The sequence below is a fragment of the Rhizobium ruizarguesonis genome (assembly GCF_012349115.1).
Classification (GTDB): domain Bacteria; phylum Pseudomonadota; class Alphaproteobacteria; order Rhizobiales; family Rhizobiaceae; genus Rhizobium; species Rhizobium ruizarguesonis.
This window is the reverse complement of record NZ_PQIG01000078.1, coordinates 211604-225161: the sequence shown is the minus strand read 5'-3', so window position 1 is coordinate 225161 and position 13558 is coordinate 211604. Positions and strand designations below refer to the sequence as shown.

The window sequence follows — 13558 nt, the reverse complement described above, 5'->3', positions numbered from 1 at the left end:
GATGACTTTAGGCCGGGTCGGCCTAAAATCTGAATCCTGTTCTAAATTAAAGAGTTAGAGCATGATGTCGTCCGAAAACCGCTCACACTTTTCGGCATCATGCTCTTGGGAGGGCGAGCATGGAATTGACGCTGAAGATCGTGGATGCCGATGGGGCAGTGTTGGCGAGTTCCACCGGTCGGGACGAGACGTTCTTGGTCTATCGCCAGAGTTATCGCGAAGGCGATCGCGTGGTCGTGGAGGTCTCCGAGCCCGGACATGTCTTCCTCGCCCTCGATGGCGCGATCCAACCCGGCCTGGTCTATATGAAGGAATGCGCCTATTCGCTCGCCGTGCCCTTCGGCGACAAACGCAAGCCCTATTCGCCGAATGCCTTCAGGGGCGATATCCATCGGCTCTCAGCGCGTAGCACGCGCTCTGACGAGATTGTCCATCGGCGCAATCTCGCCCTCAACCCCTGGGACGATCACGCCAATCGGGCTCTGTTTCCGCATGCGCGCGCCAATGTCGAGACCCGCGGCGAAGCGGTTTTTGCCGCGCGCAACGCGATCGACGGCGAAAAGGCCAACGATGATCACGGCTTCTGGCCCTATACGAGCTGGGGCATCAATCGCGATCCGCAAGCGGCACTGACGGTGGAATTCGGCAGGCCGGTCAGGATCGACGAGATCGTTTTCTATCTCCGGGCCGACTTTCCGCATGATTCCTGGTGGGAGCAGGCCAGCGTCACCTTCTCGAACGGCAAGACCTCCTGTTTTCCGCTGGCAAAATCGGGTGCCGCGCAGGGCTTTGCCATAGAACCCTGCATCGTCGAATGGGTGGAACTGCACGGTCTGATCAAGGCCGAAGACGCCTCGCCCTATCCGGCACTGACACAGATCGAAATCTGGGGAACCGAGGTACAGGAAGCCGGCCTCAAGCCATCCGCCCTTCCTCTCGCGCTATGAGCCTGTAGGTAGCCTCGACCGCGCCGCACTCGGCGGGCCGTCATTCAGACGGTTCCAGGCGCGGCGGAGCTGCCGCGCCGAGCCGAAGCCGGCGCGCATCGCGACAGCCTCCATGTCCAGCCGTGAACCGGCGAGCATCTCGCGGGCAAGAGCCACGCGCATGCGGTTGACGAAATCCGTAACGCTCATGCCCGTCTGCTCGTTGAACAGCCGTGAAAGGTTGCGCGGGCTGGCGCCGCTGAGGCGGGCGAGCGACGCCACCGACCAGTCCTCAGACGGGTTGGCGGCCACGGCATCCTGTGCGCGGTGAATGACCGGGTGGATATGGTTGCGACCTTCGAGCCAGGGCGAAAGCTGCGGATCCGAGCCGCCGCGCCTGAGATAGACGACAAGATATCGCGCCACCGCAAGCGCACACGCGTGCCCCGCCGCTTCGGCAACGATATGCAGCATGAGGTCTATGCCGGCGGTGATGCCGGCACTCGTGAGGCGATCTCCATCCTCGACATAGAGCCGGTTGTCCCGGACACGCGCGGTGGGAGCGAGCCTGGCCAGATCCTCTATGCAGCCATGATGGGTGGTGCAATCGCGGCCATCGAGCATGCCTGCCTCGGCAGCGAGCAATGCGCCCGAGCAGATCGAGACCAGACGAACTCCCGGGCGAATGGTGTGCTTTAGCCATGCGACGATGGCAGCCTGGTCTGCGCGCTCCTGTTCGTTCCCCGGGCGGCTGTTTTTCATCGGGGCATCGGCGCTGCCGGCAATGATGACAAGTGCGGTATCGGGCAGGCGCTCCGGCAATGCGGCAACGCCTGTAACGGCAAGACCGATCGAGCTGCCGACCGTCACGGATGGACCGATATAGGTGACGGAAAAGCGCACCGTGCGCTGTTCGAGGTTCGCCTTGCGCAGCACTTCGATCGGGCCGGCGACGTCAAGCAGCAGCACGCGCGGCGGCACGACGACGAAGACTGGAATATCGAAGGGCTGCGCGGCGTCCGTCATGCGGCGAGTGACTTTCCACGCCCCGCCAGGGCCTGTTCGACGGTTGTTATCCGAGCGAAACGGTCCGACAGGACCAGCTCGGTCCGGTCCCGGATTTCCCTCGCGCTCCAGGTGCGTCCTGTGGCGTCGGTCATCGGGAAGGTCAGCGTCGCTTCGCCGACATAGTCGACTTGATAGCCGAGATCGGAGGCATGGCGGGTGGTAGTCTCGCAGCACTGTTCGGTGCGGATGCCGGAGACGAGGATACGACGGACGCCATTCTCGGTCAGCCACACGTCGAGACCGGAACCGACCAGGGCGCTATGGCGCCTCTTCCTGAATGTCGCCTTGGGGGCGATCCTGAGCGGGGCGAGTGTGGTGACGAACCCGGATGCTTCCGAAAACGGCCCGTTTTCATCGACATGGAAGATCTGGATGATGGGTATTCCATCGGCTTCCGCACCGTCGATCAGAGCCTGCTGACGATCGATATAGGCGGAGGCGAGGTTTTCATCCCAGTAATCGCGGTGTCGGAAGGACTCCTGAGCGTCGATAACGAGAAGGACTATATCATGGCCGGACATTTTTTGCTCCATCCAAGTTGATCATGAAGTCATACTCGGCGATTTGAAGACAGAGGAAAATGCGCGCGCCGGACAAATAACGGACAATTCGCGCCATGGATGCCAGGCGTCGGCGGATGAAATCGGGTCACGCTTCCGCCAGACCGTCCGCACATGCTAAGGAGGTCGGATGCGACTGCTTGTGGTGGAGGACAACAAGGATCTGGCGGCTTGGCTGGGCAAAGCCCTGCGACAGGCGCAGTATGCTATCGACATTGCTCACGACGGCGAGGACGCCGAGCATTTGCTCAAGGTGGCTGAGTATTCGGCTATGATCCTTGATCTTGCACTGCCCAAACTTGACGGATTGACGCTTTTGAAGCGATTGCGGCAGTCCGGGAGCAAGCTGCCGGTCATCATCTTGACCGCCAATGCCAGCCTGGACGGTCGTGTAGCGGGGCTCGACAGCGGTGCCGACGACTATCTCGCCAAGCCCTTCGAAATCGCCGAACTCGAAGCCAGGATCCGCGCGGTGGTCCGCCGCGGCCAGGACCGGGCATCGTCGGAAATCACCGTCGGCAACCTGCGTTTCTCCGGTGGAACGCGGCAGTTTTTCGTCGCAGGCGAGCCGCTGCAATTGACGCCGCGCGAATATGCCGTTCTCGAGCAGCTCGTCATGAAGCATGGCATCACGGTTTCGAAAGCCACGCTTTCTGAAAGCGTCTTCGGTTTCGACGACGAGGCGGATCCGAGCGCCATCGAAATCTACGTCCACAGGCTGCGAAAGAAACTCGAGAGCAGTTCGGTTCAAATTGCCACGTTGCGCGGGCTCGGCTATCTCCTCAGACATGTCCAGTAGTCTCGTCAAAAAGGTGGGCGCGGCGATCGCGCGGCTCAGCCACAGTTTGAGGGTACAATTGCTCTGCTGGGTGCTGCTGACCCTGTTCGGCGCGATCGGCTTCAATCTTTACGACAGCTTCTGGACGGCGGATGCGACGGCAAAGCTGGTGACGGATCGAACACTTCTGGCCTCGGCCCGCGTCATTGCCGAGGCCGTCCGCGTCGACGAGGGCGGCAATGTTCAGGTGGACGTGCCGCCTTCCGCGCTGGAGATGTTTGATACAGGCTTCGGCGACCGGGTATTTTACCAGGTGATCACCGCGTGGGGCAGTCTGGTCAGCGGCTTTCCCGACTTGCCGTTGTCGGCCGTCCAGCGGGCAGGGGAGGATCGCGCGTTCCATGGTGCCGATGTGCGGGTCATGATGCTCGACCATCCTGTCGTCGGCCTTCCCGATGACGGTGCGATCTCCGTCACCGTCGCCGTTACGCATAACAGCCAGTATGCGATGCGAAGGCAGTTGTGGCTCTCAGACTTTTCGAAGCAGTTCGTGCTCGTCTTCGTCGCCAGCCTGGTGACCATCCTTGGGCTCCAACGGGGCCTGGCGCCTGCGCTGAGACTCCGGGACGCTCTGCGCCTGCGCGGGCGCAACCGTCTCGATCCGCTGCCGCCAGAGATGGTGCAGAGCGAGCTGCAGCCGCTCGTTCACGCCCTGAACGACCACATGGAGCGCGTCCAGAACCAGATGGCCGCGCAGCGACGGTTCGTATCCAATGCTGCGCATCAACTCAGAACGCCGCTCGCGCTGATTTCGACGCAGGCGAGCGTGGCGGCCCGCGAAGCCGATGCGGCCCGTCGCGACGAGGCGCTTGTCGCCCTTCGCACCAGCACGAAGCAGATTTCGCGTCTTGCCAGCCAGCTTCTTACCTTGTCGCGGGCCGAGCCCGGAAGCCGGCGCCCGCGCAACGATGCGGCCGACCTTACGAAGGCCGCCCGCGAGATCCTGGAAGCGCTTGCCGAAGAGGCGCTTAAGCGCAACATCGACGTCGGCTTGGAAGCCGTCCGCCCGGTCATTGTCGACGGCGACGCGACGATGTTGCGCGAGATGTTGGTCAACCTCATAGACAACGCGATCCGCTATACCCGCCCGAATGGACGGGTGACCGTCGCCGTCGGGCAGGCAGACGGCAACGCCATCGTGACCGTCGAGGACAACGGGCCGGGTATTCCGAGCGGCGAGCGCGAACAGGTTTTCGAACGCTTCTACCGGATCATGGGGACTGAAAGCGAGGGGAGCGGCCTGGGACTTGCGATCGTTCGCGAGGTTGTCGAAGGCGCCGGAGGTTCAGTCTTGCTGGGTGATGCGGAAGGCGGCGGCCTCATCGTGACTGTGCGGCTGCCGCTCGCTTAAACTTGAGGCGCATCAAATGAAGAAAGCCGGGCATGGCGCCCGGCCTTCTGTTCGATCTGCCTTACAGCGCCGCGCGTCTTTTCAGACGCGCAAAGGACGCTGTAACACTTTGAATCGCTGCATAATTTTATCCTTAAATCGATTCCGATTTAAGGAATTATGCAGTAGGAGGAGGTCGATTGGATCACTGGGTATCGAGGTGTTGCTGCGGACGCCATTTCGCCAGGCGGTTCTCGATCAATGTCATGATGTATTCGGCAAAAAGCGTGACGACCATGACGAGGAGGATTGCCGCGAACATGCCGGCCGCATCGAACGTACCCTTGGCGATCGAGATGAGCTGACCAATCCCGAACCGGGCGCCGACGAATTCGCCGACGATTGCGCCGATGATCGCGAAACCGAAGGACACGTGCAGACTGGCGAAGATCCAGCTCATCGCCGACGGGATGACCACGGTGCGGGTGACCTGCCAGTCCGAGGCGCCGAGGATGCGGGCGTTGGCGATCATATTCCGGTCGGCCTCACGCACGCCCTGGAAGGCGTTTGCAAACACCACGAAGAACACCATGATGAAGGCAAGAGCGACCTTGGAGGGCAGGCCAAGACCCATGATCATGATGAAGATGGGGGCGAGAACGACACGCGGTATCGAATTGATCGCCTTGATATAGACGGAGAAAATGTCCGACAGGAAGCGGTTGCGGCCAAGGCCGATGCCGACGAAGACGCCGGTGATCGAACCCGCAAAGAAGCCGATCAAGGCCTCCTCCATCGTCACCCATAGGTTATACCAGAGGGAACCTTCGGTGGTGCCTTCTGTTGCCCATTCGTAGAGGCGCTGAACGACGCCGCTTGGGCTCGAATAGAAGAACGGATCGATCCACTGCATGTTGGAGGAGAGCTCCCACATGCCGATCACGAAGACCAGGATGGCGATCTGCCAGAAGCGCACCAGCGTCTTGCGCCGGCGCATCGCCTTCAGCGCCGACGCCTCGATTTCCGTGTCTGACGTGCCTGGCCGAAACATGGTGGCCGAACCGGCCTCAAGAGTGGTGTGTGCCATGATATCCTCCCTCAGGCCGCTTCGCTCGCGCGACGGTAGCTGGTCTCGACCTCTTCGCGGAGGTCCTCCCAGATCGTCTTGCAGTAGTCGATGAAGTTCTGCTCGTAGCGGATTTCCGACACGACGCGCGGGCGGGGGAGATCGATCGTGTAGACCGATTTGACCGTCGCGGGGCCGGCGGTCAAGACATAGACCTTGTCGGCGAGGGCGACAGCCTCTTCGAGGTCGTGGGTCACGAACACCACCGAGGCCTTGCGCTCCGCCCACAGCTTCAAGAGCTCTTCGTGCATGACGGTGCGGGTCTGCACGTCGAGAGCCGAAAACGGCTCGTCCATCAGCAGGATTTCCGGCTCGTTGATGAAGGTTTGCGCTAGCGAGACGCGCTTGCGCATGCCGCCAGAAAGCTGGTGGGGATAATGATGGAGAAACTTCGAAAGGCCGACACGGGCGAGCCAGTCGCGTCCGCTCTTTTCTGCCTCGGCGCGCGACTTGCCTCGAAACAGCGGACCGGCCATGACGTTGTCGATGACGTTCTTCCAGGGAAAGAGCGCGTCGGTCTGGAATGCGAAGCCGACACGCGGGTCAATGCCGGTGATCGGGCCGCCCATCAGCCGGACTTCACCGGCGCTGGGGCGTGCGAGACCCGTCACAAGATTGAGCGTCGTCGATTTACCGCATCCGGTGGGGCCGACAACGGCGACGAACTCTCCGCGGGCGACCGTCATGTTGAAATCACGCAGGGCCGTAAGGGACTTGCCGGTCGGCGAGACGAAGCGGCGGCTGACATTGATCAGCTCGATCGCAGGAATCTGGTTCTTGTCATGTTGCATGATGATACCTGAGGCGTGCTTTGGGCGCGTGCACGCAATGCCCATGGATCGATGGGAGGTCGCTTCCGGTTGGGACCGGAAGCGACGCGACGCCTTACTTGACGTTCTTGACGAATTCCGTCGTGTAGGTCTTGGAAAGGTCGATCTGTTTGCCCTTGACGTTCTTGGAGAACTCCGAGAGCACGGCAAGCACGGTCTTCGGACCGTCTTCCGGCATGACGCCATCCGGTGTGAACATGCCCTTGCCGTCGTCGAGAGCCTTGATGTAGCCGTCCTTGTCGCCGACGTAGAAGTCCTTCGGCATCTTGTCCGCGATCTCGGCGGCTGAATGCGTGTTGATGTAGCGCAGCGTCTTGACGAAGGCGTTGGCGAGCTTCTGTGCCTCTTCCTTGTGCGCGTCGACCCAGGACGCTTCCATGTAGAGCGAGGCGGCCGGATAGGTGCCGCCGAGCGCCTGACGGGTCGACTCGACCGTGCGCATGTCGACAAGCACGCTCGCCTCGCCGGTCTTGATCATGCGCGAGATCGTCGGCTCGGTGGTCATGCCGGCCTGGATTTGATCCTGTTGCATGGCAGCGATGAAGGTGCCGCCGGCGCCGACTGGAACCGTGACGACATCACCGGGCTTCAGGCCGGCCTTCGACGCCATGAAGAGGGTCAGGAAGTTGGTGGACGAGCCGAGACCGGTGACGCCGAGGCTCTTTCCCTTGAAGTCGGCCGGCGATTTGATGTCAGGATACTTGCTCGAGACCATCTCGACCTCGCCCGGCGCCTGGCTGAACTGGACGATGGATTCGACGAATTTGCCTTTGGCCTGCAGATCCACACAATGGTCGTAGAAGCCGACGACACCCTGGACGGCGCCCGCCAGAAGCTGGTTTTCGGCGTCGACGCCGGCAGCTTCATTCAGCAGTTCGACGTCGAGACCCTCATCCTTGAAGTATCCGAGCGATTCAGCAAGCTTGGCGGGCAGATAGATCTGCTTCTCATAACCGCCGACCATGATGGTGATCTTATCGGCCGCATGTGCGGCGCTGGTAGCGAAAGATGCTGCGGCGAGAAGCGTCGAAAAAGCGACGGTATGAAAAAGGCTGCGTGAAGAACGCATGGAAATCTCCTCCTATGGTTTGCTAGCATCGTCGTCTCGCCACCTTGACCGTGTCTCCTCCACGATGCTGCCCCTTCCTATGACGTCGAAGCTTTCAACTAGCTTTCAGTCGCGGACGGGCAGGCAGCCCGTCCAATCCCGTCCATGCATCAATGACAGCGCCCGCATTTCCTAAGCCGGATACGCCGTCCTTTCCACAGACATGTATCGCAGACATATCCTTGTCCGAGCGCATCGGCAGCGTTCAGCCCTCGTGCTAACCGCTTCAACGTGAAAATTTTGAGACGACTTGTCAGCGGCCGTCATCGTCATCTGATGATCGGCTAGAAGGTGTGAGCTCTTGCGATCAGATGTCAGTTCGTGAAGCTTCGCAGATCCCTCAGCAGATTGCGGTACCTCGCCTGGCTGCCGACCAGATGGTCGCGCATAGCGTTGCGGGCAGCTTGATCGTCCCTGTCCGAGATGGCGACGACGATTGCCTCGTGCTCCCTGTGGATCAGCTTTCGATAGGCGGTCTGTTCGGCCGTCCTCGTTTCCGGGACGAGCCTCGACTGCGGGATGATCGCCGAACCCTGGGACTCCAGGAACTGCCTGAACAGCGGATTGTTCGTGGCTTCCGCGATTGCGGCATGGAGCTCGAGATCCGCATCGCGAATCGATTGATCACTCTCGATGCACTGGAGGATTTTCCGATGACATTCGAATATCGCTTCCTCCTGTGCCGGCGAGCGGCGCAGGGCCGCAAGGCCCGCCGCCTCGATTTCGACAGGTGTTCTGATCTCGAGTACCTCAAGATCGGAGGCGACGCGGGCCTTGTCGACTTTCCGCGCGGAGAGCGCCGGATCGGGGCCGAGCACGAAGATACCCGCTCCCTGGCGCACCTCGACAAGCCCGTCGGAGCGAAGTGCTGCCACCGCCTCGCGCACAACGGTACGGCTGACGCCATGTGTTTCGGTCAACTCGTGCTCACTCGGAAGCTTGTCGCCGGCGGAATATTGGCCGCTCAATATGGCTTGCCGGAGGCTTTCGCCGACCTGTGTGACCAGCGACCCGGAGCCTTTGCTGCGATCCTTCATCTGCATAGCCACGCCTGACCCCCGCCTCGGCTCTGATCCGCATGCCGTTCAAACGCGCGGCACTCGAAATTTACGATTCATCACACATGTATGACAAATGTGGCGGTCTTTCAATGGACGAGCGGCGCCTGCGCTTTGTTCCTTGACAGTTTTTGCGGTCCGACGAAAATCCGGCACTGCGCTTTCTCTCAAACTCGCGATCCGGCGTTAGCTTACCGCAATGCCGCGACTTTACTTCACGATGTACATGCGACTGGATATAATCAAAATTAATCGCTATGATTAGAAATGATTGACGAGGAGTTTGAGATGGAGACCAAGGTTCTGACTGCTCATGTTCCGCTGCCGCTTGCGCAAAAGGTTGATCAACTCGCGTCGCGGCTCGAACGCTCGCGTGGCTGGATCGTCAAGCAGGCTCTCACGGCATGGATCGACCAGGAGGAGGAGCGCCGGCGTTTGACGCTCGAGGCGTTGGCCGACGTCGATGACGGTAACCTTGTCGAGCACCAGTCTGTTCAAGCCTGGGCCGATAGTCTTGATAGCGACGAGCCGATTTCTTTGCCTCGGTGATGGGGATCAAGTGGACGAGCAAAGCGGCCTCGGACGTCGCCCGCTTGTACGACTTTCTCACTCCGGTCGACAGGCAAGCGGCGGTCCGAACAGTGCGGGCACTGACGGCAGCGCCTGCACGGCCGCTTGAGCAGCCGCGCCTCGGCGAGCGGCTCGAGGAGTTCGATCCTCGAGAGGTCCGCCGTATTCTCGTCGGTCGTTGCGAGCTGCGCTATGAAATCCAGCAGTCGATGATCTATGTATTGCGCCTTTGGCATACGCGTGAGGACAGGTAGAAGCACTCACAGCCGCCTGGTCGACTCTCCGCGCACGAACCTTGGCGTCAGGATAAAATCCTGCGGCGGTGCTGCGGCGCCCTCCGGGCTTGCTATTCTTGCCAGCAGACGCTGTGCCGCAAGCTCGCCGAGCTTCTGCGCATCCTGCACCACCATGGTGATGCGAGGCGTGATGACATTGCTCCAGGGCACGTCGTCGACCATCGCCAGCGACACGTCGTCAGGGCAGCGGAAACCCATCTCCTGCATCACCTGCAGTGCTGCGAGGCCCGTCATGTTATTGGCGCCGATGATTGCGGTCGGCCGGTCGCGACGGGTCAAGAGGCGCATCGCCTGTGCATGGCCGCCGGTCCTGGTGTAGCCGCCTTCGACCACCAGCGAAGGGTCGATGTCCACACCGGCGCCGGCCATCGTGTTCATGAAGCCCTTCAGACGCTCGTCGGCGGTGTGCAGGCCGCTCGGCCCGGAGATGAAGCCGATCCGCCTGTGGCCGAGCTGCAGCAGATGTTCCGTCAGGATAGTGGTGGTCAGCGGGTTGTCGGAACCGACAAAATCACGCGCCGCGCCTTCCACCTTCTGGTCGAACATCACGATCGGGGTTTTGAAGTCGCGCAGGAACGTGGCGTACTCCTCGCCGCGCCCGTTTGCCGCCAGCGCAATGCCGGCGATCTTCTGCGCCTCCAGCCGCTCCAGCAGCGCCCGTTCGAGATCGGCCCTGCCGGAGGAGTCGGCGATCAGGACGAAATAGCCGTGATCGAGAGCTTGGTGCTCGATCTCTCGACGGATGTCGCCGAAGAACATGTTGCCGAGATTGGCCGAAACGAAACCGATCAGCGAGCTGCGTCCGCGCGCCAGCGTCTGGGCCACCGGATCGATGCGGTAACCGGTCGATTTTATTGCCTGCTGGATGCGGTCAAGCGTCTCGGCACCGACCCGCTTCGGGCTGTTGAGCGCGAGCGAGACGGTCGAGATTGAAACCCCCGCAAGGCGCGCGACATCTCGTATGGTGGTCATGACTATCGAACCGGTTCTAATGCTTTATTATGTCGAATTTTATTGGCCGACGCAACATTTATGCTTCAAATCACCTGTTTTGCAGGGCTTTCCTTTCTGATTTTGTGATCGCGAAATTCGGCTTGACAGACGTCGGATCAGGCGAGATGATCATCTACCGAACCGGTTCGATATGATGTTGAGCCGGAAAACAGGGAGGAAAAACCTGTGACGACTTCGGAACGCCAGCCGGAAAATCCGGCATCGGGAGGGGCGGAGAAACACGCCTGGTTCAGCCGGGATCGCCTGGGCATGTTCATTCATTGGGGCCTCTATGCGCTGGGCGCCCGGCACGAATGGTTGAAGAACCGAGAAGAGCTGACTGACGACCACTACCAGCGCTATTTCGACAATTTCGATCCCGATCTCTATGACCCTAAGGAATGGGCCCGCCGGGCGCGTCTTGCCGGCATGAAATATGTCGTGGTGACGACCAAGCATCATGAGGGCTTCTGCCTCTGGGACAGCAAGGTGACGGATTACAAGGCGACGAACACGCCCTGTGGCAAAGATCTGCTCACGCCGCTGGTCGAAGCCTTCCGCGCTGAGGGCCTGAAGATCGGCTTCTACTATTCGCTGCTTGACTGGCACCATCCCGATTTCCCGATCGACGTTCACCACCCGCTGCGCAACCATCCCGATGCCAAAGCGCTGAATGCCGGCCGTAACATCGCCAACTACGCTGCCTATATGCGCGAACAGGTGCGCGAGCTTCTGACCGGCTTCGGCCGCATCGACATCATCTGGTTCGATTTCAGCTACCCCGGGCGCGACTATCGCGGCCTGCCCGGCAAGGGGCGTGCCGACTGGGAGAGCGAGCGCCTGGTCGATCTGGTGCGCGAGCTGCAGCCTGAAATCATCGTCAACAACCGCCTCGATCTGCCGCCCGGCAACCTGCCCGACGTAACCACGCCGGAGCAATATACGCCGCGCGTGGCCCCCGCCATCGCCAGCCAGGGGGTGCTCTGGGAGACCTGCCACACCTTCAGCGGCTCATGGGGTTATCACCGCGACGAAGATACCTGGAAAAGCCCGGAACAGATCATCCAGCTGCTCATCGATTCCGTCGCGCTCGGCGGCAACCTGCTGATGAATGTCGGCCCGACCGGCCGGGGCACGCTCGATGCGCGCGCCATCAGTGCGCTCGAGGTCTATCAGAACTGGATGGCCGTCAACGGGCGTTCCATCTATAGGGCCGGGCCGTCCCGCTATCCGGTACCGGCCGGCTGCCGTTATACACAGCGCGGCAACCGCCTTTATCTGCATGTTTACAACTGGCCTTACCGCCACATCCACATCGAAGGTCTCGCCGACAGGATCGCCTATGCGCAATTCCTGCACGACGCCAGCGAGGTGCGCTGGCTGAGCCACGCCACAGATGTGGATTCCAATATCGGCGTGACGGTGCCGGAAGGCATGATCACGCTCGAACTGCCGGTCCGGCGCCCGGACGTTACCGTGCCGGTGATCGAGATTGTCCTGAAGGCGTGAGCTCGATCGCACTCGCGTGTCCTTTGCGTTCATGGAGGGAGGAGAAACCCATGAAGGTTCTGAAGAAAACGCTTTTGCTTGCCGCTATCGGCAGCAGTCTTTTTGCCACAGCCGCATCGGCCGAGCAGGTCAACCTGACCTGGCAGATGTGGACCGGCTCCGAAACCGACACCAAGAGCTGGCAGCACCTGGCAGAGATGGTGACCGCCAAGTATCCCGATATCAAGGTGACGCTGACGACGACCGGCTGGGTCGACTACTGGACGCGGCTGCCGGTACTGGCAGCATCGGGCCAGCTTGCCGACATCGTTTCCATGCAGTCGCTGCGCATGCCGAACTTCTATTCGCTGCTCGAGCCTCTGAATGACCGGATCGAGGCCGACAAGTTCGACGTCGGCGCCTTCACTCCTTCGATCATCGGCGGCATGTCGGTCGACAAGCAGCTTTACGGCCTGCCCTACGATGTCGGTCCATGGGTCATCTATTATAACCAGGACGCGCTCGAAGCGGCTGGCGTTCCGCTGCCGAAGCCGGGCTGGACGCTTGCCGAGTTCACTGATGCCGCCAAGAAGCTGACGAAGGACGGCAAGTATGGCTTCGGCATCACCCCGACGAACTATTCGGTCCTGGCCGCGGCCTGGGGCGATAGATACGTCAACGACGCCGGCGAGCTTGACTTGACCAGTGCGAGCGCAGTTGCCGCCGCCGACAGGCTGATCGGCTTTGCCGCCAAGGATAAGATCGCGCCGCTGGTCCCCTCGGGTGGCGCGGATCCCGGTGATGTCGTCCAGGGCCGGTTCAATTCGGGCAATGTCGCCATGTATATCGACGGCCCCTGGTCGATCATCGGCATGAAGGACCAGGCGAAATTCAAGATCGGCCTCACCACCCTGCCGCGCGATGAGGGCGAACTTTCGGCCGTCACCGCAGGCTCCGGTTTCGGGATTTCCACGACGAGCAAGAACAAGGACGCGGCCTGGAAGGCGATCCAGGTGCTGACCAGCTCGGAAGCCTTGTCCTATCTCGCCGAGCAGGGCCGTGCCTTGCCGGCACGCACGGCGTCGCAATCGGCCTGGTACAAGGTGGCGGCCAAGGACATCACCAATGGCGGCGAGGCCATCGATTATTCCCTGGCGCACTCCGTGCCCTACGTGATCACCAACAACTGGGCAGCGGTGGAAAACCTCTTCAACCAGTATTTCCCGCCGGCCTTCGCCGGCAGCGCCGATGTCAAGCAGACGATGGAGTCCATCCAGAGCCTTGCGCAGCAATAAAGCCAGCGCGTCCGACAGGACGCGCCGTCGCTTTGAAATCTGCGCATGATCCTTTCGGAAAATCGATTCCGA

At 61.0% G+C, this 13558-nt stretch carries 14 protein-coding genes; 7 read left to right on the top strand and 7 right to left on the bottom strand.

What is annotated here, in order from left to right:
• The first annotated feature begins 119 nt into the window (after positions 1-119).
• A complete protein-coding gene (locus C3Y91_RS17145; protein WP_027688296.1) occupies positions 120-947 on the top strand; it encodes a carbohydrate-binding protein in 828 nt (275 codons plus the stop codon).
• Here C3Y91_RS17145 and C3Y91_RS17140 read toward each other — a convergent pair.
• Together C3Y91_RS17140 and C3Y91_RS17135 are read right to left on the bottom strand one after the other, a co-directional pair.
• Positions 942-1952, bottom strand: coding sequence for a GlxA family transcriptional regulator (locus C3Y91_RS17140; protein ID WP_130676254.1), 1011 nt, complete (start codon positions 1950-1952; stop codon positions 942-944). The genes C3Y91_RS17145 and C3Y91_RS17140 overlap by 6 nt on opposite strands.
• The gene (locus C3Y91_RS17135) at positions 1949-2527 is read right to left on the bottom strand and encodes an isochorismatase family protein (protein WP_171481063.1); all 579 of its coding nucleotides are present in this window, start codon (positions 2525-2527) and stop codon (positions 1949-1951) included. The genes C3Y91_RS17140 and C3Y91_RS17135 overlap by 4 nt, the downstream gene beginning before the upstream one ends.
• 157 nt (positions 2528-2684) lie before the next feature.
• On the opposite strand from C3Y91_RS17135, the gene C3Y91_RS17130 reads away from it, so the two are divergent.
• Both C3Y91_RS17130 and C3Y91_RS17125 read left to right on the top strand, forming a co-directional pair.
• Positions 2685-3353, top strand: a complete 669-nt coding sequence (locus C3Y91_RS17130; protein ID WP_018482404.1) for a response regulator — start codon at positions 2685-2687, stop codon at positions 3351-3353.
• Complete coding sequence (locus C3Y91_RS17125; RefSeq protein ID WP_024319647.1) at positions 3343-4743, top strand: sensor histidine kinase; 1401 nt, start codon at positions 3343-3345, stop codon at positions 4741-4743. Before C3Y91_RS17130 ends, C3Y91_RS17125 begins: the two co-directional genes overlap by 11 nt.
• A gap of 184 nt (positions 4744-4927) precedes the next feature.
• Here the strand turns inward: C3Y91_RS17125 and C3Y91_RS17120 are convergent, their stop codons facing one another.
• The 4 genes from C3Y91_RS17120 to C3Y91_RS17105 form a co-directional block, all read right to left on the bottom strand.
• Positions 4928-5809 (bottom strand): ABC transporter permease, encoded by an 882-nt coding sequence (locus C3Y91_RS17120; protein WP_003549874.1) that lies wholly within the window; start codon positions 5807-5809, stop codon positions 4928-4930.
• 11 nt (positions 5810-5820) lie between these two features.
• Positions 5821-6639: an ABC transporter ATP-binding protein gene (locus tag C3Y91_RS17115; protein ID WP_024319648.1), complete on the bottom strand. Its 819-nt coding sequence runs from the start codon at positions 6637-6639 to the stop codon at positions 5821-5823.
• Positions 6640-6733: 94 nt separating this feature from the next.
• On the bottom strand, positions 6734-7747 hold the full coding sequence (locus C3Y91_RS17110; RefSeq protein WP_018072979.1) for an ABC transporter substrate-binding protein: 1014 nt from the start codon (positions 7745-7747) through the stop codon (positions 6734-6736).
• A 353-nt stretch (positions 7748-8100) separates the two neighbouring features.
• On the bottom strand, positions 8101-8829 hold the full coding sequence (locus tag C3Y91_RS17105) for a FadR/GntR family transcriptional regulator (RefSeq protein ID WP_168575631.1): 729 nt from the start codon (positions 8827-8829) through the stop codon (positions 8101-8103).
• A gap of 303 nt (positions 8830-9132) precedes the next feature.
• Between C3Y91_RS17105 and C3Y91_RS17100 the strand changes: the two genes are divergently transcribed.
• Both C3Y91_RS17100 and C3Y91_RS17095 read left to right on the top strand, forming a co-directional pair.
• Entirely contained in the window at positions 9133-9393 is a 261-nt protein-coding gene (locus tag C3Y91_RS17100; RefSeq protein ID WP_027688292.1) for a CopG family ribbon-helix-helix protein, read from the top strand.
• Positions 9393-9668, top strand: coding sequence for a type II toxin-antitoxin system RelE/ParE family toxin (locus tag C3Y91_RS17095; RefSeq protein WP_168575630.1), 276 nt, complete (start codon positions 9393-9395; stop codon positions 9666-9668). Before C3Y91_RS17100 ends, C3Y91_RS17095 begins: the two co-directional genes overlap by 1 nt.
• Positions 9669-9674: 6 nt before the next feature.
• Here the strand turns inward: C3Y91_RS17095 and C3Y91_RS17090 are convergent, their stop codons facing one another.
• Positions 9675-10682, bottom strand: a complete 1008-nt coding sequence (locus C3Y91_RS17090; RefSeq protein ID WP_024319652.1) for a LacI family DNA-binding transcriptional regulator — start codon at positions 10680-10682, stop codon at positions 9675-9677.
• A gap of 207 nt (positions 10683-10889) precedes the next feature.
• Here C3Y91_RS17090 and C3Y91_RS17085 point away from each other — a divergent pair, with 207 nt between their 5' ends.
• Together C3Y91_RS17085 and C3Y91_RS17080 are read left to right on the top strand one after the other, a co-directional pair.
• Positions 10890-12212, top strand: a complete 1323-nt coding sequence (locus C3Y91_RS17085; RefSeq protein ID WP_024319653.1) for an alpha-L-fucosidase — start codon at positions 10890-10892, stop codon at positions 12210-12212.
• A 50-nt stretch (positions 12213-12262) separates the two neighbouring features.
• Entirely contained in the window at positions 12263-13486 is a 1224-nt protein-coding gene (locus C3Y91_RS17080) for an ABC transporter substrate-binding protein (protein WP_018072986.1), read from the top strand.
• Positions 13487-13558: the final 72 nt, after the last annotated feature.